The organism is Carnobacterium mobile DSM 4848 (genome assembly GCF_000744825.1).
Lineage (GTDB): Bacteria > Bacillota > Bacilli > Lactobacillales > Carnobacteriaceae > Carnobacterium_A > Carnobacterium_A mobile.
Genome location: NZ_JQMR01000001.1, coordinates 1,310,243 through 1,332,206, shown reverse-complemented (window position 1 = coordinate 1,332,206; position 21,964 = coordinate 1,310,243). Strand labels below are relative to the sequence as shown.

Here is a 21,964-nt window from a genome sequence, read left to right as displayed (position 1 = left end):
TATAAGAAAGATGTAACAGTTTATTCAATACAATCTGTAATAGTTAGACACTCAACTGTTTGTTTATTGATGTGACTGAACTAAATCGTGAAAGTAGAAGGGGTGGAAGTACACATGCAACTAGCATCAAATTTTTTTATGGCTCTACTGGTTTTCTTTATTCAACCTACTTTTTTAATCGGCTTAATTTTAGCAATTGGCACGGGCTATAAAAGAATCAAAAACGAACGGACAAATCTGAGAGTAGCTATCTATAAAAAACTTTATGAAATAAAAAATTATTTGCTTCTTGGATTAATTGCTGGACTGATTGGATCACTTTTATCGATAGGAATCGGCATGCCTGTAACATTAGATTGGATCATTATTTATCAACTAGTGGTGTTTCTAGTCTTATTAGCCGGCTATCGTTTTGTCCATCCACTCTTTACTTTTTCGTTAACCACCTTACTTTTGTTAGGTGCAATGCATATGAAAAATGCAATGGTAATAGATTGGCTTCCCAAAAATTGGTATCAGCCCTTGTCTCAGGTAAAATGGGTCAACTCTAATTTAATTACGACTACTTTGCTTCTGATCGTCTTTTTACTGATCATATCTGCGCTGACACTCAATAAACATGCAATTAAAAAATTATCTCCTCATTTTTTAAAAACAAAACGAGGAAAAAAAATTGCCCGCTACCAAATTAAACCTTTTTGGGTCATTCCGTTGCTATTAGTTATTCCGGGAGAAAGTTTTGGTGCATTCTTTGATTGGTGGCCTGTATTCTCTCTTGGAAACCAAACCTACTCATTTTTCTGGCTGCCTGTTTTAGTTGGTTTTCGTTTTACCGTTCAAGCACAGCTGCCAAGCGAAGCGCTTCGTTTAATGACTAGAGAATGCTTTATATTGGCTATTGTAGTAGCCGCTGCAGCTATTGGTTCAATTTGGAGTATGTATTCCGGAATTGCTGGCCTTGGAATAGCAGTAATCGGAGGATTATTTGTTCTTTATCGCCACCGACAACGAGAAAATAAACATTCCTTTTTATTCGGTCCAACTGATAATGGGTTAAAAGTTATTGGAATCCATCCTGAGACACCTGCTGAGAAAATGGGTGTTGCAGTCGGTGATACACTTGTTTCCTGCAACGATGAGGAGATTAGAACAGAAGAAGATTTTTATCGGGCGTTATCTAAAAATAGTGTCTACTGTCATTTAAAAATAAAAGGTCCAGATGGCGAATTGCGTTTAGCTGAATCTGCTCTTTATGCAGACACACCGCATGAAATTGGGCTGGTCTTGCTCTCAAATTAAGATACATTTATAAGAAAATAAAGTTGAAACAATCAGATGGAGGAAAGCAATGAAAAAAGTTTTAATTGTTGATGATGAACAGTCGATTTTGACTTTACTGGCCTTTAATTTAGAAAAAGAAGGGTATCAAGTTCAAACAGCATTAGATGGCTTAACAGGTTATTCATTGGCATTAGCTAATACCTATGATTTCATTATCTTGGACTTGATGCTGCCTTCAATGGACGGTATGGAAGTATGTAAGAAATTGCGCCAAGAAAAAAACAATACCCCAATTATGATTTTAACTGCTAAAGATGATGAATTAGACAAAATTATCGGATTAGAATTAGGTGCAGATGATTATATGACTAAACCATTCAGTCCGAGGGAAGTGTTGGCTAGAATGAAGGCTATTATGCGCCGAATTCAGCCTCATCCAGTAAAAAGTGATTCCGTGGAAGACATAGAAAATAATGAAAAAATAGAAGTTGGAGAAATCTGTATTTTTCCTGACCAATACAAAGTGATGGTGCGAAATCAGCCTATCGAGGTCACTCCTAAAGAATTCGAACTTTTATTGTATATGGCTAAACGCATCAATCGTATTTTAAGCCGGGAGCAATTATTAAACGCTATCTGGAATTTTGATTATACAGGAGAAACGCGAATTGTAGATGTCCACATTAGTCATTTAAGAGAGAAAATCGAAATAGATACTAAAAATCCCGTCTATATTCGTACAGTGAGAGGCTTTGGGTACAAATTTGAGGTTCCAAAAACATGAAAAAAATTCAGACCCAAGTTCTGACTATTTTTATGGTCTTATTCATTATTTTTGGGGGTTGTATCAGCTTTTTTTCAACTCGCTTAATGCAAAGTTACGCAAATGAAAGTCAGCAAGAAGATTTAATAGAACAATCGAAACTTATTTTAAGTCATTTTAACGGCGTAGCGGATACAGTACAAGCTTTTCCTGATTTAAAAAGAGAAGCGGTGAAAGTAAAAAAATATACTAACCAACGGATCACTTTGATTGATCTAGCTGGAACGGTCATTTATGATTCTTCAATAGATGATGTGCCATTGGAGAATCACCGCAATCGTAAAGAGGTCCAAGCTATATTAAAGGGAGAACCTCAAGGAACAGCTACACGGAAAAGCGAAAGCACGAACGATACGCTCTACTATGTTACACAGCCAATTGTTGATCAGACTGGACAAGTGATAGGCATTCTTCGCTTGGCTAAACCCTTAGCAGAAATGAACCAATTAAATGGACAAATCCGGCAATCTATTTTAGCCTTCAGTATTTTGGCTTTGTTCTTAACTGCTGGAATTACTTTTTTGATTGCAAGATATATTGCTAAACCAATTGAAGAAGTTATGGATGTAGCGAAAAATTTGTCGAATAAGCAGTACGAAACACGATTCAGTGGGAATGGCTACGGTGAAGTAACGAAATTGGGAGAAACAATCAATGAATTAGCTGAAAGTTTAGAAGATCAAATGCAGGAAATTACGCAAAATAAAGAGCGAATCAATGAATTGATCAACCATTTAGTGATTGGTGTCATGCAGTTGGACGAACAAGGAAACATTCAAATCGTCAACCCGGCCATGTGCCAAATTTTTGAAATGGACAGCAATGAATTATTGGGCAGATCCTACCTTGAAGCAACAAAGAGTTATGGACTAAGCCATTTAATTGAAAAAGCATACCGCAAAAAAGAAATTCAAAACAAAGAAATTTATTTTTATTTCCCTGCAGAGCGGATCGTAGACGCAAATGTGGTTCCGATAGCCGGGAAAACAAAAGCTGAAACGAATCTGATTGTTCTGTTATATGATATTACAGAAATCCGGCGTTTAGAAAAAGTACGAACGGATTTTGTTACGAATGCTTCTCATGAGTTAAGAACACCGGTAACAGCCTTAAAAGGTTTTTCTGAGACATTACTGGATGGAGCTATGGAAGATAAAGCAATTTTGAAGCAGTTTTTAGAGATTATGCTGGAAGAAAGCACTAGGCTCGACTTGTTAGTAAATGATATTCTAGAATTATCTAAGCTTGAACAAAAGCAAGTTCCGATTACTTATGAAGAAGTAGTGGTTAAAGATGCTGTCTTATCTACATTTAAATTAGTAAAACAAAAAGCTGAGCACAAACAAATCACTTTGAATTTACTTGAAGAAGATACGGTCATAATCGAAGGAGACAAGGATCGGTTGAAACAGATCTTGGCTAACTTGATTGATAATGCCGTTATTTATACACAAGCTGGCGGGACGATCACTGTAACGCTCAAAAAAACAATAGAGCATGCTCTTATCACAGTCAGCGATAATGGAATGGGAATTTCTGAAGACGAAATAAACCGTATTTTTGAACGTTTTTATCGCGTAGACAAAGGCCGAAGCCGCAATTCGGGCGGAACCGGATTAGGCTTATCAATTGTAAAGTACTTGGTTGAGAACTTTAATGGAACGATCGCTGTAAGGAGCAAGGTAGGGTTAGGAACTACTTTTACAATCACTTTTCCGTTGCATCATCTTTAAAAATAGCAGAGAGACTAGAAAAAGCATTCGTTTGCTTTTTCTAGTCTTTTTTTTATAGAGTGATCGAAGACTTAAAGAGTAGGGTTTATAAGCTTTTTTTTTTTGACTTTATTGTCTAGCGTGTCAATGAAATGACGCTGATCCACACTTTTTCTTATCTTTACAACTTTGCAATTCATTTACAAATGTCTACAGAAACATTACATAAAGAGAGAATAGAATTAACAGATAACCTTTACTATAAGAGATGTGGACAAGTCGAAAAGAAGTCCAACACTTTAAAAAAGGATGGAATCATATGTATACAAAAAAAGCATCAAAATTAGTGTTAGCTTTAGGAATGGGACTATTTTTAGCTGCTTGCGGCAATTCAGCTTCCGATGCAAAAGGAACCAGTACATCTGGAGGAGAATTTGATGCCTCTCAAACGATCCATGTTATTTCCCGCGAAGATGGTTCTGGAACGCGTGGTGCATTTACTGAAATCACAGGGATATTAGAAGAAGATGCTGATGGCAATGAAGTAGATAATACGTACACAGAAGCAGCGATACAAAACAGTACAGATGGAGTAATGACTTCTGTCTCCGGCGATGCAACAGCGATCGGTTATATTTCACTAGGCTCATTAAATGAGAAGGTTAAAGCAGTTAAAATTGAAGGAGTTGAGCCAACAGGTGAAACGGTTAAAGACGGTTCATATGCAATTGCACGTCCTTTCAATGTAGTGTATAAAGATAATTTAAGTGAGATCGCACAAGATTTTTGGGATTTTATGTTTAGTCAACAAGGACAAGAAATCATCGTAAACGAAGGATATGTTGAAGCTGGCGAAAATGCTCCAGATTATGCTGCTCCCGAAAAATTATCAGGAAAGATCAGTATTGTCGGTTCGACTTCTGTCACACCAGTTATGGAAGTTTTAGTTGAAGAATACCAAGCATTGAATCCAGATGTTACGATCGATATCACTTCGAATGGATCTTCTGCTGGGATTGCAGCAGCTATGGACGGAACAGCAGATATAGGCATGGCTTCTCGCGAATTAAAGGAAGAAGAACAAGCTGAACTAAAGTCAGAAGTTCTCGCAATGGATGGAATTGCCGTTATTGTGAATCAGGAAAATACGATTGATGACCTAACGATGGAGCATGTAAAAAAGATCTTTACAGGAGAAGTGACTACTTGGGAAGAAACAGCAAATTAAGCTGTTTTTAATCCAAACAGAGAGTACGAAGCAGTGAAATTCAAACAGACTAGGACACACTGGTCTGTTTTTATTCCTGATTAAAAAGAGTCTTATTCATTTGGATGAGTTGGAGAATACTAAATAGATTTGAGTGATTGTATTGAAGAATAAGCAAGCAAATGGAATAAAAGTAAAAAAAATGGATTTTTTTATGCAAGGTGTCTTCCTATTTTCAGCTTTAATATCTGTGTTGGCGATCGTCTTGATAGGTGTATTCGTATTTGCTGGAGGCTTGCCCTTTATTGCAAAATATGGATTAAGTAATTTTTTGCTAGGAGAAAAATGGACGCCATCAAATACTCCTGCAGCTTTTGGGATATTGCCCATGATCGTGGGGTCTGTTTCCGTTACGCTAGGGGCAGTAGTGATCGGTGTACCAATCGGAGTGCTAACAGCTGTGTTTATGGCTAAGTTCTGCCCGCCTAAGTTATATAAATTGTTAAAACCTGCAGTCAACTTGATGGCTGCGATTCCCTCTATTGTATACGGCTTCTTTGCGTTGCAATTAATCGTACCGCTGATGCGCGGTCTTTTTGGCGGGACTGGAATGAACATGCTGACAGTTATGCTGTTATTAGGCGTGATGATCTTGCCGACCATTATTGGAATGTCAGAGTCAGCCATTCGTGCCGTTCCAGAAAGCTATTACAGCGGCAGTCTTGCTTTAGGAGCAACTCATGAACGATCAGTAATGAAAGTCATCTTGCCAGCAGCAAAATCGGGTATTTTATCTTCAATCGTTTTAGGAGTCGGACGCGCCATCGGTGAAACGATGGCCGTTGTTTTGGTGGCTGGAAATCAACCACGGATTCCTGAAGCATTTACCCAAGGAGTTCGGACACTTACAACGAACATTGTTTTAGAAATGTCTTATGCTGCTGGTCAGCACCGAGAAGCACTTATTGCAACAGCTGTGGTGTTATTTGGTTTCATTCTACTGATTAATGGAATCTTTATGCTGATTAAACGAAAGGAGACCGTCAAATGAGTAGTAAAGTAATGAAAAGTTTTATTTATCTTGCTGCGGCACTGACTTTTGGTTCATTGTTTTTCATTATCGGTTTTATGTTAATCAAAGGACTGCCGCATTTGACGGCGTCTCTTTTTTCTTGGAAATACACAACCAATAATGTTTCTTTATTGCCAGCTTTGCTGACAACGTTTATGGTTGTTGGATTAACCTTACTGATAGCTACGCCGATCGGAGTGTTTACCGGCTTTTATTTGGTCGAATACGCTAAAAAAAGCAATAAAGTAGTGGGATTGATTCGAATGGCAACAGATACCTTGGCGGCCATCCCATCGATTGTGTACGGCTTGTTCGGAATGCTGTTTTTTGTCACATTTTTGCAATTCCAGTATTCTCTTCTAGCTGGTGTATTAACAGCTGTGATGATGATTTTACCGTTGATTATCCGCTCAACTGAGGAAGCGCTGCTTTCCGTTAATGACTCGTTACGACAAGCTAGTTTTGGCTTAGGAGCAGGAAAATTAAGAACAATCTTTAAAGTAGTGTTGCCTGTTGCAATGCCAGGCATTTTATCGGGTGTCATTTTAGCTAGCGGACGAGTAGTCGGAGAAACAGCGGCTTTGATGTACACAATGGGAACTTCGACTAATTTACCGGACAGTCTGTTTTCTTCTGGGAGAACACTAGCGTTACATATGTATGTATTATCCAGCGAAGGGCAACACGTCAATGAATCCTACGCTACAGGAGTTGTTTTGATCTTAATCGTTTTGATTATCAATGGCATTTCAACTTACCTTAGCAGCCGATTAACAAAGGAGACAATAAAATGAGTAAAGTGACAATCAAAGAGATGGATTTGTTTTATGGAGAATTTCAAGCGCTCCATCATATCGATTTAACGATTTTGAAAAATGAAATCACAGCTTTTATAGGGCCATCGGGATGCGGTAAATCAACATTGATCAAGAGTTTAAATCGAATGAATGATCTAATTGAAGGATGTACGATCAATGGGGAAATAAAAATGGATAATGAGGATATCTATGCAAAAGAATGCAATGTTAATCACTTGCGCAAAAGGGTAGGAATGGTTTTTCAACAACCCAATCCTTTTCCAATGAGTATTTATGATAATATAGCCTATGGACCCAGAACACATGGCATCAAAAATAAACAAAAGTTAGATGAATTGGTTGAAAAAAGTTTGCGCGAAGCGGCTATTTGGGAAGAAGTCAAAAATAATTTGAAAAAAAGTGCCTTATCTTTATCAGGAGGGCAACAACAGCGGCTTTGTATCGCTCGTGCACTAGCGGTCGAACCAGAAGTGTTGTTGCTGGACGAACCAACAAGTGCGTTAGATCCTATTTCCACAGCAAAGATTGAAGAACTGGTAACTGTATTAAAAAAAGATTATACTCTTGTTATGGTAACGCATAACATGCAGCAAGCTTCGCGAATATCAGACAAAACAGCTTTCTTTTTAAATGGACGCATGATTGAATTTGGCGAAACCAGAAAAATGTTTACTCGTCCTCAAAAAAAAGAAACGGAAGATTATATTTCGGGGCGCTTTGGTTAAATACAATTATCTATTAAGGAGAGGATCAAATGAGACAAACTTTTGAAGAAGAACTGACCTCATTGCACCACCATTTTTCGGAAATGGGAATGATGGTCAATGAAGCGATTTATAAATCTGTTAAATCATTTATTAACCATGATAAAGAACTGGCACAAGAAGTGATTGATCATGATCACCAAATCAATGAATTAGAACTGACTTTGGAAAAGAAATGCTTTGAGTTGATTGCATTGCAGCAACCTGTCACCAGTGATTTACGCAGAATTGTAACAGTTATGAAAGCTTGTGCTGATTTGGAACGCATGGGAGATCACGCAGTCAGCATTGCAAGATCTACGATTCGTGTAAAAGGTACAAAGCGGATCCCTCAGATTGAAGTCAAAATTGCGGAACTTTCCGAAAAAGTGAAAGTGATCGTTAGAGCGGCGTTAGAAGCTTACCTCAAAAAAGACGTGCAGCAAGCTCGACAAACTGCTGATAGTGATGACGCTATTAATGCATTATCTAAAGAAATCTTTGAACAATGCATTGAAGAAATGAAAGCAGACCCGGAACTGGTTATATGCGGTACGGATTATCTTTTAGTCTCAAGATACTTAGAACGAATCGGCGATTATGTAACGAATATTTGTGAATGGGTTATTTACCTTGAAACTGGAAAAATTACAGAATTGAATTCGAATCATACATTTAATTAAACCCAGTTTGTTACTTGAGATGAGCTACTTGCTCAAGTAACAAACTGGGTTTTTATTTGTAGAGTAGGGTATTATAAAAAAGTGTAGGAAAATAGGGGAAGTTTAAACTTTTATAGCCTTTTATTTTGTTCCGCAGTTAGTGAAGGATGAAATGTCTGGTAGAGTCGGTCTAGCGAACAAAAGAAGCGGAAACCGAGGAAGAGTTGTCTGATAGAGGCAGTCTATCGAACAAAAGAAGCGGAAAACAGGGTAGAAATGTCCGATAGAGTCGGTCTATCGAACAAACAAAGCAGAAAACAAGAGTGAGTTGTCTGGTAGAGGCAGTCTATCGAACAAACGAAGCAGAAAACAAGAGTGAGTTGTCTGGTAGAGGCAGTCTAGCGAACAAACGAAGCAGAAAACAAGAGTGAGTTGTCTGGTAGAGTCGGTCTATCGAACAAACGAAGCAAGAAACAAGAGTGAGTTGTCTGGTAGAGGCAGTCTATCGAACAAACAAAGCAAGAAACAAGAGTGAAATGTCTGGTAGAGCCGGTCTAGCGAACAAAAGAATAAAAAACCAAGAAAAAAGCTCTTATCAAAATGCCTATAGTCTCGCTACGCGAGCTTTATACCAGTCGACGTAACCAGCTAAAGCTGGAAGTCTCCTAGCAATTGCATAGTAGGCTCATTTGTTGGTACTTTAAGAGATTCATCTCGTAGGGTACCAGTATAAGGCGACGAAAGGAGCGTTGCTCCCCAAGTCGTATCCTCTATTTTTAGGGAGGTCAAAGTAGGCTTGCCCGCTTTTCTTAATGAGAAAATGACGAGAAAGAACCATACCCTTTTTCCTAGTACAAAGAGCTGGCAAGATGGCTTTATCTTTGCGCTTTAAAGGCAAAAGCGCTAAGATAAAAATAAAAACTGTACTTCGTTTACACAAAATTTACAATTTAACGAGTAAACTTTTACAAAAATAAGTTATGATGAGAGAGTATGTGTTTTATGTAAATACCGAGGAGGTCAAATCGTGAAATTTAAAAAAATTAATATGATGGTAATAGCGGCGTTAGGTATTTTTTTAACAGCTTGTGGACCAGTAGAAGGAGAAGAATCAATCACAGCTGTGGGTTCTTCAGCGTTGCAACCGCTTGTTGAAGCTGCCGGAGAACAATTTGGAGCTGAGAATTTTGGTAAATTTATTAATGTACAAGGCGGAGGAAGCGGAACAGGATTGGGACAAATTGCTGCCAATGCCGTAGAAATTGGCAATTCAGATATTTTTGCAGAAGAAAAAAGTGGAATCGACGCTTCAAAATTAGTTGACCACCGAGTTGCGGTAGTCGGCATTACGCCGATTGTTACACCGGGCACAGGAGTAACAGATATTAGTTTGGAAGATTTAGGGAAAATTTTTACGGGAGAAATTACGAATTGGAAAGAATTGGGCGGTAAAGACTTGACCATTACTGTTTTGAACCGTTCTTCAGGAAGTGGAACACGTTCAACTTTTGACCGTTGGGTACTGCCGGAAGGTAAAAAAAGTATCGTTACTCAAGAACAAGAATCTAGTGGAACAGTACGACAAATTGTGGCAAGTACGCCTGGGACCATCAGTTATGTTGCATTTTCTTATGTAGACGATACTGTGGAAACTTTGTCTATCGACGGAATAGAACCAACGGACGAAAATGTTAAAACAAATGAATGGATCATCTGGTCTTATGAACATATGTATACAAATGGTGAACCCACTGGTTTGACAAAAGATTTTCTAGCTTACATTATGTCTGAGGAAGTTCAAAGCACCTTGATAGAAGCTCTTGGGTATATCCCGGCTAATACGATGCAAGTAGAACGAGACGCAGCAGGAAACACGACTGAAGTTCCTTAAACGAAAAAAGGAAAAACGAACCTGACTGCTGAAGAGTATAAGTAAAGAAGGCGGCCGTTTCATTAACTCGGCATCTTCTTGTAAGGAATAGAAAAAGAATAAGAGGAGGGCTTCTTTTGGAAGACATTCAAAAAAAACTAGCAGAACATTCCGGTAAAGGCAGACTTGAAAAAATAGGAAAAACAGTTAGTTTTTTGTGTATTGTATTTATTGTGTTTGTTGTATTGTCTATTTTATATTTTGTAGCAAGCAAAGGAATTTCCACATTTACTAAAGACGGTGTTTCATTGAGCCGTTTTCTAACCGGTTCAGTCTGGAATCCGGGAAATGTCGGTGAAGACGGTCAGCCATTGACAGGCGCATTGCCGATGATTGCCGGCTCATTTATTGTTACCTTATTATCTGCGGTGGTAGCCACTCCTTTTGCCGTTGGTGCCGCTATTTTTATGACTGAAATTTCGCCCACAGTTGGGAAAAAGATCTTGCAGCCGGTTATCGAGCTATTAGTTGGAATTCCTTCTGTTGTTTATGGCTTCATCGGGTTATCCGTTGTGGTTCCTTTTATGCGGAATACTTTTGGCGGCAGCGGATTTGGCATGTTATCTGCTACAGTCGTATTATTTGTGATGATCTTGCCGACTGTTACCAGTATGTCAGTGGATACGTTAAAATCAGTTCCCCGTCATTACCGGGAAGCTTCTTTGGCTTTAGGTGCAACGAGGTGGCAAACGATTTATAAAGTAGTGCTAAGAAGCGCAACTCCTGGCTTGCTGACAGCCGTTGTTTTTGGAATGGCTCGTGCTTTTGGCGAAGCTTTAGCTGTCCAAATGGTAATCGGGAATGCCGCTATCTTGCCGACTAATTTAATTACACCGGCTTCAACGCTGACTAGTATCCTTACGATGAATATGGGGAATACGGTAATGGGCACGCTTGAAAATGATGTCCTTTGGTCTTTAGCTTTGATTCTGTTGGCGATGGCCCTCTTCTTTAATATTTTAACACGCTGGATTGGAAAGAAAGGAGCCATGAATTAAGATGAATGCAAAAAAAGTAGATAAACTAGCAGTTGGATTTTTATATGTTATTTCTGGAATCATTGTCTTGATTTTGTTCAGCTTATTAGCTTTTATTCTTTGGCGCGGAGTTCCTCAAATTTCTTGGGAATTTCTAACGACACCTTCAAAATCATTTCAGCGGGGCGGCGGAATTGTTATTCAATTGTACAATTCATTTTACCTGCTGATATTGACAATGTTGATTAGTACTCCTTTGTCTTTAGGGGCAGCCATTTACTTGTCAGAATATGCTAGAAAAAACTTTCTAACTGATTTTATCCGAACTATTATTGAAGTTTTAAGTTCTCTTCCTTCTGTTGTTGTGGGATTATTTGGATTTTTAGTGTTTGTTTTACAATGGGGATTAGGCTTTTCGATTCTTTCTGGAGCGATGGCACTGACCTTGTTCAACTTGCCTCTTTTGACGAGAACAATTGAAGATTCACTTAGAACCATACCGTTAACTCAGCGGGAAGCAGGATTGGCATTGGGATTGTCACGTTGGGAAACGGTGACGCGTGTCATTTTGCCTGCTGCCTTACCAGGTATTTTAACAGGAATGATTTTAGCTGCAGGCCGGATCTTCGGTGAAGCTGCTGCATTGATTTACACAGCAGGACAAAGTGCACCTGCATTAGACTTTACCAATTGGAACCCGATCTCGATCTCAAGTCCATTAAATGTGATGCGTCCAGCTGAAACTTTAGCTGTTCATATTTGGAAAATCAACAGCGAAGGTGTAATGCCGGATGGAGTGCAAGTCTCAGCAGGTGCTTCGGCTGTGTTGATCATTGCCGTATTGCTATTTAACTTGGGTGCCCGTTATTTAGGGAAGAAATTGCAGAAAAAAGCTACAGCGGGATAAAAGATACCGGATTGTTTAAATCACTCAAGGAGGAAAAATAATGCCAGAACAAACAAACCTTGAAACAAATATTCTTAAGATGAAACCTACTGCATCAGTTGATTTGTCAACGAAAGATTTACATGTTTGGTATGGACAAAATGAAGCCATTAAAGGCGTATCATTAGAATTTGAAGAAAATAAAATCACTTCATTAATTGGTCCGAGCGGCTGCGGGAAATCGACTTATTTACGTTCGTTAAATCGGATGAATGACGAAATCCAAATTGCCAAAGTGACAGGTGAAATTATGTATAAAGGTAAAAATATCAACTCTGCGGAAACAGATGTATACGAAATGCGTAAAAATATTGGAATGGTTTTTCAACGACCTAATCCTTTCAGTAAATCGATTTACGATAATATTAGTTTTGCATTGAAGCGTCATGGCATCAAAGACAAAGCAACCTTAGATGAAGCTGTGGAAACCAGTTTAAAACAAGCTGCTTTATGGGAACAAGTAAAAGATGATTTGCATAAAAGTGCTTTAGCGTTATCTGGCGGGCAACAACAACGCCTATGTATTGCACGTGCGATCGCTTTAAAACCGGATATTTTATTATTAGATGAACCGGCAAGTGCATTAGATCCGATCTCTACGAGTCAAGTAGAAGAAACATTGCTGCAATTACGTGAAAATTATTCGATTATCATTGTGACGCATAATATGCAACAAGCCTCTCGTATCAGTGACTACACAGCATTTTTTTATACGGGAAATGTGATTGAATACGATGAAACAAGAAAAGTCTTTACGCGACCAAAAATACAATCAACTGAAGACTATGTTTCAGGTCACTTTGGTTAGGAGGAAGCAACGTGAATAAAGAAAATCATATTATTGAATCTAAAGACGTTCATTTGTATTATGGAAAAAAAGAAGCCTTAAAAGGTATTTCATTAGACTTTTCACCGCATGAAATCACGGCTTTGATTGGTCCCAGCGGATGCGGAAAGTCTACCTATTTAAGAACATTGAATCGCATGAATGATTTAATTCCAGATGTTACTATCACAGGTAATGTAACGTTTGAACAAAAAGATATTTACAGTCCTAAAATGGATACAGTGGAATTAAGAAAAAAAATCGGGATGGTTTTTCAACAACCGAACCCTTTTCCATTTTCAGTTTTTGAAAATGTGGCTTACGGTTTACGGATCGCTGGTATGAAAGATAAAAAGAAAATAGAAGAAATTGTAGAAATGAGTTTGAAGAAGGCAGCTGTCTGGGATGATGTGAAAGACAAATTACACAAAAGTGCCTTAGCGCTTTCTGGCGGACAACAACAACGGGTCTGTATTGCCAGAGTTTTAGCTGTCGAACCAGCGATCATTTTACTGGATGAACCGACTAGTGCGTTAGATCCAGTTTCTAGTGGGAAAATTGAACGGATGTTGTTGGACTTGAAAGACGATTATACAATGATTATCGTTACACACAATATGCAGCAAGCTTCCCGGATTTCTGATAATACTGCTTTTTTCTTAAATGGCCACTTAATTGAACACGGCGAAACTCGCCAAATCTTTACCAATCCTCGTAAAAAAGAAACGGAAGATTATATTTCTGGACGTTTTGGGTAATTCATAGGTATAATAAGCTGTAAGATGGCAAATAGGAGTGGTAGCAAATGAGACGTGTATTCGAAGAAGAATTGAATGATCTACACATTCGCTTTTTTCAAATGGGAAAAGGAGTGAATGAAGCAGTCTATAAATCAGTTAAAGCTTTTGTGAATCATGATAAAGAATTGGCTAAAGAAGTTATCATAGGAGACAGGGTCATCAATAAGTACGAAGTAGACTTAGAAAATAGATGTTTTGAATTGATTGCTTTGCAACAACCTGTGACAACTGACTTGCGTAAAATAGTGACGATTATGAAAGCAAGCGCTGATTTAGAAAGAATGGGAGATCACGCAGTTAGTATTGCTAAGTCGACCATCCGAGTAAAAGGAAACAAGCGCGACTATGAGATCGAAGCTCAAATTGCTGAGATGTCGGAAAAAGTCAAAGTAATGGTTCAAGATGTCCTGGATGCATATGTAGTTTCAGATGCAGACAAAGCTGAAAAAGTAGCTTTAAGCGATGTAGCAGTTGATGATGATTTTAGAAAAATCTATCAAGCCTGCATTAAACAGATGAAAGCCGATCCGGAAATTGTTTTAGGTGCTTCCGACTATATGTTGGTAGCTGGATTTATTGAACGTATTGGCGATTATGTGACCAACATTTGTGAATGGATCATTTACTTAGATACAGGGAAAATGACTGAATTAAATACGAACAATAAAAATGACCGCCTGTTCAAAGGCCAGTAATGATAATAAAGAAGCTGTCTGCGAATTCAACGTATTAGAATTTGCAAACAGCTTCTTTATTTCTGGTTCTTTATTTTTTAGCGTTGGTAATAAAATTTCCTCCGGAATATGGCGTTGCTTGTGGAAAGCCATGGGACCGTTTTGAGCCAAAAAACGCATCTCAAAACTTACAATTGTCAAACTTAGCGTAAGGGCTAAAGCCTAACGCTAAGTAATTCTCTTTGTATCCTTTACATGGCTACAAGCAACTCCCTCTTCCTCCAGAAATGGTTGAGATGTATATCTAAATCATTTTTTCTGACCAACATCAAATGTTGTAGAACCCTATTTCTTATCTTTTTGGATCAACTTATTTTGGTTTGGATCAGCTGTTCATATAAAATAGCTGCTTGGAAAAATCTGATTTCTCACTGATTTTTAAGGTGTGTGCCAGTTGCCAGACATTACTTTAAAAAGAAATTGTGGTAAAATAATCATATGAATAAACACGCATATGTTGAGTCGTGTTAGTGAGGAGCAAGCAGATGGACCAACAGGAACCTTTATTACTAGATGACAAAACTATTCAAGAAGTCAGTAAACTTTTTAAAATCATTAGCGATCCCACACGAATAGCGATTTTATACTTATTAGAAAACCAAGAATTAAACGTAGGAACCATCGCAACCGTTATGAAGATGGAACAGTCGGCTGTTTCTCATCAATTAAAAGTATTGAAAACAGCTCGCTTAGTAAAATCCCGCAGAAAAGGCAAAAGTATGCTCTACAGCCAGATGGACCAACATGTGTATGGAATCTTAGACCAAGGAATCATCCATATCAATGAAGGTTAAAAAAGAAAGAAGACCATATTCCAACTCGATAAGAATTTTTGCTTCTATAGATGTTCTGTGTTAGACTAGTAAAAATTTGGTTAGGAAAGGATGAGTTCAATGGGAATGCATCAATACATTAAAAGTTTAAGCGATTTAGAAAGTATTTTTCGCTGCCCAGGAAAGTTTAAGTATGAAGAACACTCAGTTGCTGCTCATTCATTTAAAGTGACTAATATTGCTCAGTTTTTAGGAACAGTAGAGGAGCAAAGCGGAAAAACAGTTGATTGGCGTTCACTTTATGAAAAAGCTCTTAATCATGACTATTCAGAGTTGTTTATCGGTGATATCAAAACACCGGTCAAATACGCAACGCCACAATTAAGAGAGATGCTGGCAGATGTTGAAGAATCAATGACGGAGAATTTTATTAAAAATGAAATTCCAGCTGAATTTCAAGAAGCGTATTCAAAGCGTCTCAAAGAAGGAAAAGATGCAACACTTGAAGGAGAAATTTTATCTGTAGCTGATAAAGTAGATTTATTATATGAGTCTTTTGGAGAAATTCAAAAAGGCAATCCTGAAAGTGTCTTTACTGAAATCTATGAAGAATCTTTGAAGACCATTCTGCAATTTGATCATTTAAACAGTGTTCAATATTTTTTAAATGAAATCTTACCGGAATTATTAAGCGGCAACTTTACAAACCAGGCACAATTACAAGAAATATCGCAACGCATTTTAGCAGAATAAAAATCACGAACAAACGTTCGCTAAAAGAAAAAAGTGTGTTATAATAAACTAAAGAGATCTAAAATAGGAAGCACTTTGCTATCCTATTTTTTGTGATTTGCGTTAAACTAGAAGAACCCATTCTAATCTAGAAAAAGCAACATTAAAATTCACCATAAAAGGGAGAAACCAAATGCGAAATGATAAAATTGAAATTCATGGCGCCCGCTCACATAATTTAAAAAACATCGATGTAACTATTCCAAGAGACCAATTAGTTGTCCTGACAGGCTTGTCGGGTTCGGGAAAAAGTTCATTAGCGTTTGATACATTATATGCAGAAGGACAAAGGCGTTATGTCGAAAGTTTATCTGCCTATGCCCGGCAATTCCTTGGCCAAATGGATAAACCGGATGTTGACAGTATCGATGGATTAAGTCCAGCGATTTCGATCGATCAAAAAACAACTAGTAAAAATCCTCGTTCTACAGTGGGAACTGTCACGGAAATCAATGACTATCTGCGTTTGCTGTATGCACGAGTCGGTCACCCGATTTGTCCAAATGACGGAACTGAGATTACCAGTCAATCTGTTGAACAAATGGTAGACCGTGTTTTAGAATACCCTGAAGGTACCCGTGTTCAAATTTTAGCTCCTATTGTCGTCGAAAAAAAAGGCCAACATAAAAAAGTTTTTGATAAAATCAAAAGCGAAGGTTATGTGCGTTTGCGAGTCGACAAAGAAATGTATGATATTTCAGATGATATTGAATTAGAGAAAAACAAAAAGCATACCATTGAAATCGTCATTGACCGGATCGTCGTTAAAGAAGGGATACGTTCACGCTTATTTGACTCTTTTGAAGCAGCACTCCGTTTAGCAGAAGGATATGCACTTGCAGATATTATGGGCAAAGAAGAGGTTTTATTCAGTGAACATTATGCTTGTCCCTATTGTGGTTTTACGGTAGGAGAGCTGGAACCTCGTCTGTTTTCATTTAATGCTCCATTTGGGGCTTGTGAAGATTGTGATGGATTAGGAGTCAAGTTAGAAGTAGATATCGATTTGGTGATACCAGAAAAATCCATGACTTTACGAGAAGGCGCTGTGCTGCCATGGAAACCGATCAGTTCAAATTATTATCCACAATTATTAGAACAAGCATGTAAAAAATTTAATATTGATATGGATACACCGTTTGAAAAGTTGACTGAAAAGGAACAACGATTTATTTTAGAAGGATCTAATGGTGCCTTATTTCATTTCCACTATAAAAACGACTTTGGCGGCATTCGAGATGTGGATATTCCTTTTGAAGGCGTACTTCGCAATATTGCAAGACGCTACAAAGAAACCAATAGTGATTTTACAAGAGACCAAATGCGGTTGTATATGACTGAATTAACTTGTCAGACCTGTAAAGGGAAACGATTGAATCGTCAAGCATTAGCCGTAAAATTAGCAGATAAAGATATTGGCGAAGTCAGCGATTATCCCATTGAAGAGGCAATCGGCTTTTTTAGTGAATTGACGCTTTCGACACAAGAAAGTATGGTAGCAAAACCGATTTTGAAAGAAGTTCATGATCGTTTAAGCTTTTTGAGCAATGTGGGCTTGAATTATCTAACATTAAGCAGAAGAGCAGGGACATTATCTGGTGGAGAAGCGCAGCGAATTCGGCTGGCTACTCAAATCGGTTCGAATCTTTCCGGTGTGTTGTATATCCTAGATGAACCTTCTATCGGCTTGCACCAGCGAGACAATAACCGGTTGATTGATTCGTTGAAGAAAATGAGAGATCTAGGAAACACTCTAGTAGTCGTTGAACACGATGAAGATACGATGCTTGCTGCAGACTATCTGATTGATATTGGACCAGGCGCTGGTGAAAAAGGCGGCGAAATTGTAGCTTATGGAACACCGGAAGAAGTGGCAAATGATCCAAATTCTTTAACGGGTGCTTATTTATCCGGTAAAAAGTTTATCCCTGTACCAAAACAACGCCGAACAGAAGACAAAGGAGCTATACAGATTACAGGGGCAGCTGAAAATAATTTAAAGAACCTGTCTGTTAAGTTTCCTTTAGGTCGACTTGTAGCGGTTACGGGTGTTTCCGGATCTGGTAAGAGTACGCTAGTCAACGGAATATTGAAAAAAGCCTTATCTCGTGAACTCAACCGATCTAAACAAAAGCCTGGAAAATATACCAAGATGACGGGTTATGAAAAATTAGAAAAAATTATTGATATCGATCAAAGTCCAATTGGACGAACTCCCCGCAGCAACCCGGCCACTTATACTAGTGTGTTTGATGATATCCGAGACCTATTTGCTTCAACAAACGAAGCCAAAATAAGAGGATATAAAAAAGGACGATTTAGTTTTAATGTGAAAGGCGGCCGTTGTGAAGCTTGTCGAGGAGACGGAATCCTAAAAATTGAAATGCACTTTTTACCAGATGTGTATGTTCCATGTGAAATATGCCATGGCACACGGTATAATTCAGAAACATTGGAAGTACGGTATAAAGGGAAAAATATTTCTGAAGTACTCAATATGACGGTTGAAGAAGCGGTTATCTTTTTTGAGCACATTCCTAAGATACACCGTAAATTGCAAACCATCATTGATGTAGGATTAGGGTACATTACGTTGGGACAACCGGCCACAACATTATCCGGAGGTGAAGCCCAACGGATGAAACTGGCAAGTGAGCTGCATAAAAGATCAGACGGCAAGAATTTTTATATTTTAGATGAGCCTACTACGGGTCTGCACACAGAAGATATTGCCCGCTTATTAGAAGTGTTGAATCGCTTAGTAGAAGCGGGAAACACCGTTTTAGTCATTGAACATAATCTAGATGTGATCAAGACAGCAGATTATGTCATTGATCTAGGACCAGAAGGCGGAGCAGGCGGTGGAACGATCCTAGTGACAGGAACCCCTGAAAAAGTAGCAGAATCGACAGGTAGCCACACAGGTTATTATTTGAAAAAAATCTTGGCTAGAGACAATGCTCGTCAATAGAAAAGCTAGCAAATAAGTAGAAATAGTATGATTTACCAAGCAAAAGCGTCGCTCCAGCAGCTAGGAACGACGCTTTTTGTGTAGAATGATCTAGAAAATTTGGTTCTATTATTTTTAGTGTTGGTAAGAAGAATGAGTCTATTCCACAACTTGAAATTTTCGGAGGAATAGCGGCTCTTTGCAGCCATGTAAAGGATTCAATGCGAATTACGAAGCGGTTAGGCTTCGTTTGAGGCTTGAAAGGCTGGAGACATGAAAGGCTCCAGTCGTTCCCATGGCTCTTGCAAGCAGACGCGTAAATTCCGGAGGAAATTTCATTATTAAGCATGACCAACACAATTCGATAAAGAACCGAAAATTTATTTAGTAGTCTTTCGTTGGCTAAGCTTTTCCCTTTCATGTTAAAATAAAGATACAAAGAGATTCCGACTAAGTAACCATATGAAAATCGTTCTAAAGACCTATGACAAAAAGCTATTAGTCCAGCATAATAAAGACAGATCAAAAAAGCTTATGCACATAAATTATAGAACTGGCCACTTATAAAGTACTAGTAGATAGAACATCATAAGGAGGAACAATAACATGAAGGAAAGAGAAAGAATACTCGATCTAGTTAAACAAGGGATTATTTCAACTGAAGAAGCGCTTATCTTACTTGAAAATATTGCAAAAAAAGAAGGCGAAGAAGCAGTTAAAAAAGACCAATCAAATGTTCAAAAACCCATAGAACCTAAACAGCCTGCTTCTCCTGAGTCAAAACCTAAAGAACCTAGACCAGAAGATCCATCCGAAGAAAAACTTCAAAATGGGGAAGAAAAATATGCAGAAGAACAAGAAAAAGACCGGTTGCGTTTAGAAGCTATTCTAGAAGAACTAGCCAATGAAGCAACCAAATACTCTGTTGAATTAGACAATAAAAATGTGGAAATCACTGACGTTAAGGACCAGCTGAAAATAGCTAAAGAAAAGCGGATGGTCTTAGAGACTATGGAAGATTTAGATGAACTAGATGCAGAGAAAGAACCAGAATTAAAACAAATCAGCCATGAAATAGAAGAACTTGAAGCACAATTAGCCGATCATGAAGAAGAAAAAGAAAAGTTAACGGAGCAATTACGCTCGGTCAGACAAAAACAATGGAATTCACAAAAGAAACAATTAGCAGATAAGTTTGAATTGCCGGATGATTGGAAAGATGCAGCAAGTGAAACTATTAATCAAGTTAGCGGAAAAATGTCGGAAGTGGGAAATCAATTCGGCAAATTAATGAAAAACACGTTCTCTTCCGTAATGGAAAATGTAGACTGGAAAGACGTGAATGTGCGCGTCCCAGGTTTAGCCGTTACAAAATTTACTCATGAGTTTAATTATCCAGACAGCACAGCTTCAATTATTGATGTTAAAGTGGCTAACGGAGATGTGCTTTTCAAAAATTGGCAAGGCGAAGACCTTAAAATCGAAGCAGATATCAAATTCTATGGCAAAGTTGATTCAGATAATCCATTTGAAGCCTTTTTGAAACGGAGTACAATTGAAGTGACAGAAGAAAAACTGTTATTCCATGTTCCTAATAAACGGATTCGCTGTGATGTGACTTTTTATTTGCCAGAACGGACATATGACCATACCGCTGTTAAATTGCTGAATGGAAATGTTAAATTCGAAGAATTTGATGGAAAAGATGTCTATGCTAAATGCACGAATGGAAACATGTACTTTGAAAAGCTGACTGCTACCATGTTAGAAACAGAGGGTGTTAACGGAACGGTTACAGTGGTTGACAGCGATGTAAGAGATTTATTAGTCAATAGTATCAACGGCGGAATTGTGACACGCGGCAGTTTCCAAGGAGCAAACTTATCCACTGTCAATGGAACCGTTAAAGTGACGATTTCTGGAACAGATCTGCAACGCTTAGAAGCTTCTTCTGTTAACGGAACAGTTAAAGTTTCCGTACCAAAAGAATTGAGCATTGAAGGAAATGCAAAAAGCAACTTAGGAACTATCCAAAACCGGATGGAAAAAGTTGAAGTAACGAAAGAGAAAAAAGACCGGACAAATCAATTGCTTGAATTTAGACGTTATCAAGAAGGAACACCGGTTAGCATCATAGTCAGCACGACAACAGGAAATATTTTAATGAAAGACACGGAATAAAATAAACAACTTGGGAAATAGGGTGAGCCTTATTTCCCAGTAAACTATATAACTTTTAAGAGGTGAAGAAAATGAAAAAATTGACAAAATCAAGAGATAATCGATTAGTTAGCGGAGTATTAGGAGGGATAGCAGAATATTTTGGCTTTGATCCAAGTATTCTACGTATCATTTATGCAATTGCTATCTTTTTCGGAGTAGGTTCGCCTATTATTCTCTATATTATTTTAGCTTTGGTCATTCCTGAAGCACCTGGTTCAACACATTATGATGGATTCAATGGGTTTAATGGCATGCATTCTAGCAAAAAACCGCGTAAAGAAGCTGAAAAAGTAAAAGAAGCTGAAAAATCAAACGATGATGATTGGAGTGACTTTTAGTGAAGTTATGGCAAGGAGTTCTTATTAATGCCTTGTTGTTTCTAGCTTTATCAGGTTTCTTTCAACATTCCTTTTATGTGGCAAACATTTGGATAGCTTTAGCTGCCAGTTTAGTTCTTGCGTTATTGAATATGGCTGTCAAACCGATTTTGCTTCTCTTATCCTTACCCATCACGATTCTGACCTTGGGCTTATTTAGCATCATTATCAATGCAAGTATGTTAAGTTTGACTGCAGCGATCGTTGGCTCAGGGTTTCAATTTAGGACATTTGGAACGACAGTCATAGTGACGATTTTAATGTCACTTGCTAATACGCTGATTGGAAAACAACTTGGCAATAACAGATAGCAAAGAA

20 protein-coding genes are annotated in these 21,964 nt (G+C 38.0%); all 20 read left to right on the top strand.

Annotated features, from left to right (window positions below; translation table 11 throughout):
* Positions 1–114 precede the first annotated feature (114 nt).
* Positions 115–1,299 carry a PDZ domain-containing protein gene (locus tag BR87_RS06225; protein ID WP_035029985.1) on the top strand — a complete coding sequence of 395 codons (1,185 nt, stop codon included), beginning with the start codon at positions 115–117 and terminating at the stop codon, positions 1,297–1,299.
* Positions 1,300–1,348: 49 nt separating this feature from the next.
* Entirely contained in the window at positions 1,349–2,065 is a 717-nt protein-coding gene (locus BR87_RS06220) for a response regulator transcription factor (protein ID WP_035029980.1), read from the top strand.
* Complete coding sequence (gene pnpS / locus BR87_RS06215; protein ID WP_035029977.1) at positions 2,062–3,837, top strand: two-component system histidine kinase PnpS; 1,776 nt, start codon at positions 2,062–2,064, stop codon at positions 3,835–3,837. The genes BR87_RS06220 and pnpS overlap by 4 nt, the downstream gene beginning before the upstream one ends.
* A 298-nt stretch (positions 3,838–4,135) precedes the next feature.
* Positions 4,136–5,044 (top strand): substrate-binding domain-containing protein, encoded by a 909-nt coding sequence (locus BR87_RS06210; RefSeq protein ID WP_035029974.1) that lies wholly within the window; start codon positions 4,136–4,138, stop codon positions 5,042–5,044.
* Between the two features lie 181 nt (positions 5,045–5,225).
* A complete protein-coding gene (gene pstC / locus BR87_RS06205) occupies positions 5,226–6,074 on the top strand; it encodes a phosphate ABC transporter permease subunit PstC (RefSeq protein ID WP_035032889.1) in 849 nt (282 codons plus the stop codon).
* Positions 6,071–6,889 carry a phosphate ABC transporter permease PstA gene (pstA, locus tag BR87_RS06200; RefSeq protein ID WP_035029971.1) on the top strand — a complete coding sequence of 273 codons (819 nt, stop codon included), beginning with the start codon at positions 6,071–6,073 and terminating at the stop codon, positions 6,887–6,889. Before pstC (BR87_RS06205) ends, pstA (BR87_RS06200) begins: the two co-directional genes overlap by 4 nt.
* Positions 6,886–7,638 carry a phosphate ABC transporter ATP-binding protein PstB gene (pstB, locus tag BR87_RS06195; RefSeq protein WP_035029968.1) on the top strand — a complete coding sequence of 251 codons (753 nt, stop codon included), beginning with the start codon at positions 6,886–6,888 and terminating at the stop codon, positions 7,636–7,638. Before pstA (BR87_RS06200) ends, pstB (BR87_RS06195) begins: the two co-directional genes overlap by 4 nt.
* A gap of 29 nt (positions 7,639–7,667) precedes the next feature.
* A complete protein-coding gene (phoU, locus tag BR87_RS06190; RefSeq protein WP_035029964.1) occupies positions 7,668–8,339 on the top strand; it encodes a phosphate signaling complex protein PhoU in 672 nt (223 codons plus the stop codon).
* Positions 8,340–9,366: 1,027 nt separating this feature from the next.
* On the top strand, positions 9,367–10,209 hold the full coding sequence (locus BR87_RS06185; protein WP_035032886.1) for a phosphate ABC transporter substrate-binding protein PstS family protein: 843 nt from the start codon (positions 9,367–9,369) through the stop codon (positions 10,207–10,209).
* A gap of 116 nt (positions 10,210–10,325) precedes the next feature.
* Positions 10,326–11,246 carry a phosphate ABC transporter permease subunit PstC gene (gene pstC, locus BR87_RS06180; RefSeq protein WP_035029961.1) on the top strand — a complete coding sequence of 307 codons (921 nt, stop codon included), beginning with the start codon at positions 10,326–10,328 and terminating at the stop codon, positions 11,244–11,246.
* A gap of 1 nt (position 11,247) precedes the next feature.
* Entirely contained in the window at positions 11,248–12,132 is an 885-nt protein-coding gene (gene pstA, locus BR87_RS06175; protein ID WP_035029958.1) for a phosphate ABC transporter permease PstA, read from the top strand.
* A gap of 40 nt (positions 12,133–12,172) precedes the next feature.
* On the top strand, positions 12,173–12,979 hold the full coding sequence (pstB, locus tag BR87_RS06170) for a phosphate ABC transporter ATP-binding protein PstB (RefSeq protein WP_035029955.1): 807 nt from the start codon (positions 12,173–12,175) through the stop codon (positions 12,977–12,979).
* A gap of 11 nt (positions 12,980–12,990) precedes the next feature.
* On the top strand, positions 12,991–13,755 hold the full coding sequence (pstB, locus tag BR87_RS06165) for a phosphate ABC transporter ATP-binding protein PstB (protein ID WP_035029952.1): 765 nt from the start codon (positions 12,991–12,993) through the stop codon (positions 13,753–13,755).
* Between the two features lie 47 nt (positions 13,756–13,802).
* Positions 13,803–14,492 (top strand): phosphate signaling complex protein PhoU, encoded by a 690-nt coding sequence (gene phoU / locus BR87_RS06160; protein ID WP_035029949.1) that lies wholly within the window; start codon positions 13,803–13,805, stop codon positions 14,490–14,492.
* A 524-nt stretch (positions 14,493–15,016) separates the two neighbouring features.
* On the top strand, positions 15,017–15,325 hold the full coding sequence (locus tag BR87_RS06155) for an ArsR/SmtB family transcription factor (RefSeq protein ID WP_035029946.1): 309 nt from the start codon (positions 15,017–15,019) through the stop codon (positions 15,323–15,325).
* Between the two features lie 99 nt (positions 15,326–15,424).
* Positions 15,425–16,057, top strand: coding sequence for an HD domain-containing protein (locus BR87_RS06150; RefSeq protein ID WP_035029943.1), 633 nt, complete (start codon positions 15,425–15,427; stop codon positions 16,055–16,057).
* Between the two features lie 172 nt (positions 16,058–16,229).
* On the top strand, positions 16,230–19,067 hold the full coding sequence (gene uvrA / locus BR87_RS06145; RefSeq protein ID WP_035029940.1) for an excinuclease ABC subunit UvrA: 2,838 nt from the start codon (positions 16,230–16,232) through the stop codon (positions 19,065–19,067).
* 585 nt (positions 19,068–19,652) lie between these two features.
* Positions 19,653–21,227 (top strand): daptomycin-sensing surface protein LiaX, encoded by a 1,575-nt coding sequence (gene liaX, locus BR87_RS06140; protein ID WP_035029937.1) that lies wholly within the window; start codon positions 19,653–19,655, stop codon positions 21,225–21,227.
* 71 nt (positions 21,228–21,298) lie between these two features.
* Positions 21,299–21,607, top strand: a complete 309-nt coding sequence (locus tag BR87_RS06135; RefSeq protein WP_035029933.1) for a PspC domain-containing protein — start codon at positions 21,299–21,301, stop codon at positions 21,605–21,607.
* Positions 21,607–21,957, top strand: a complete 351-nt coding sequence (locus BR87_RS06130) for a phage holin family protein (RefSeq protein WP_035029932.1) — start codon at positions 21,607–21,609, stop codon at positions 21,955–21,957. The genes BR87_RS06135 and BR87_RS06130 overlap by 1 nt, the downstream gene beginning before the upstream one ends.
* Positions 21,958–21,964: the final 7 nt, after the last annotated feature.

Bases quoted from the DNA above. Each gene is read 5' to 3' on its own strand.
- BR87_RS06185 (WP_035032886.1), top strand. From the start codon at position 9,367: ATGATGGTAATAGCGGCGTTAGGTATTTTTTTAACAGCTTGTGGACCA.
- BR87_RS06220 (WP_035029980.1), top strand. From the start codon at position 1,349: ATGAAAAAAGTTTTAATTGTTGATGATGAACAGTCGATTTTGACTTTA.
- BR87_RS06210 (WP_035029974.1), top strand. From the start codon at position 4,136: ATGTATACAAAAAAAGCATCAAAATTAGTGTTAGCTTTAGGAATGGGA.
- pstC (WP_035032889.1), top strand. From the start codon at position 5,226: ATGGATTTTTTTATGCAAGGTGTCTTCCTATTTTCAGCTTTAATATCT.
- BR87_RS06225 (WP_035029985.1), top strand. From the start codon at position 115: ATGCAACTAGCATCAAATTTTTTTATGGCTCTACTGGTTTTCTTTATT.
- pstA (WP_035029958.1), top strand. From the start codon at position 11,248: ATGAATGCAAAAAAAGTAGATAAACTAGCAGTTGGATTTTTATATGTT.
- liaX (WP_035029937.1), top strand. From the start codon at position 19,653: ATGAAGGAAAGAGAAAGAATACTCGATCTAGTTAAACAAGGGATTATT.
- pstB (WP_035029968.1), top strand. From the start codon at position 6,886: ATGAGTAAAGTGACAATCAAAGAGATGGATTTGTTTTATGGAGAATTT.
- phoU (WP_035029949.1), top strand. From the start codon at position 13,803: ATGAGACGTGTATTCGAAGAAGAATTGAATGATCTACACATTCGCTTT.
- phoU (WP_035029964.1), top strand. From the start codon at position 7,668: ATGAGACAAACTTTTGAAGAAGAACTGACCTCATTGCACCACCATTTT.
- BR87_RS06135 (WP_035029933.1), top strand. From the start codon at position 21,299: ATGAAAAAATTGACAAAATCAAGAGATAATCGATTAGTTAGCGGAGTA.
- pstA (WP_035029971.1), top strand. From the start codon at position 6,071: ATGAGTAGTAAAGTAATGAAAAGTTTTATTTATCTTGCTGCGGCACTG.
- BR87_RS06150 (WP_035029943.1), top strand. From the start codon at position 15,425: ATGGGAATGCATCAATACATTAAAAGTTTAAGCGATTTAGAAAGTATT.
- pstB (WP_035029955.1), top strand. From the start codon at position 12,173: ATGCCAGAACAAACAAACCTTGAAACAAATATTCTTAAGATGAAACCT.
- BR87_RS06155 (WP_035029946.1), top strand. From the start codon at position 15,017: ATGGACCAACAGGAACCTTTATTACTAGATGACAAAACTATTCAAGAA.
- pnpS (WP_035029977.1), top strand. From the start codon at position 2,062: ATGAAAAAAATTCAGACCCAAGTTCTGACTATTTTTATGGTCTTATTC.
- uvrA (WP_035029940.1), top strand. From the start codon at position 16,230: ATGCGAAATGATAAAATTGAAATTCATGGCGCCCGCTCACATAATTTA.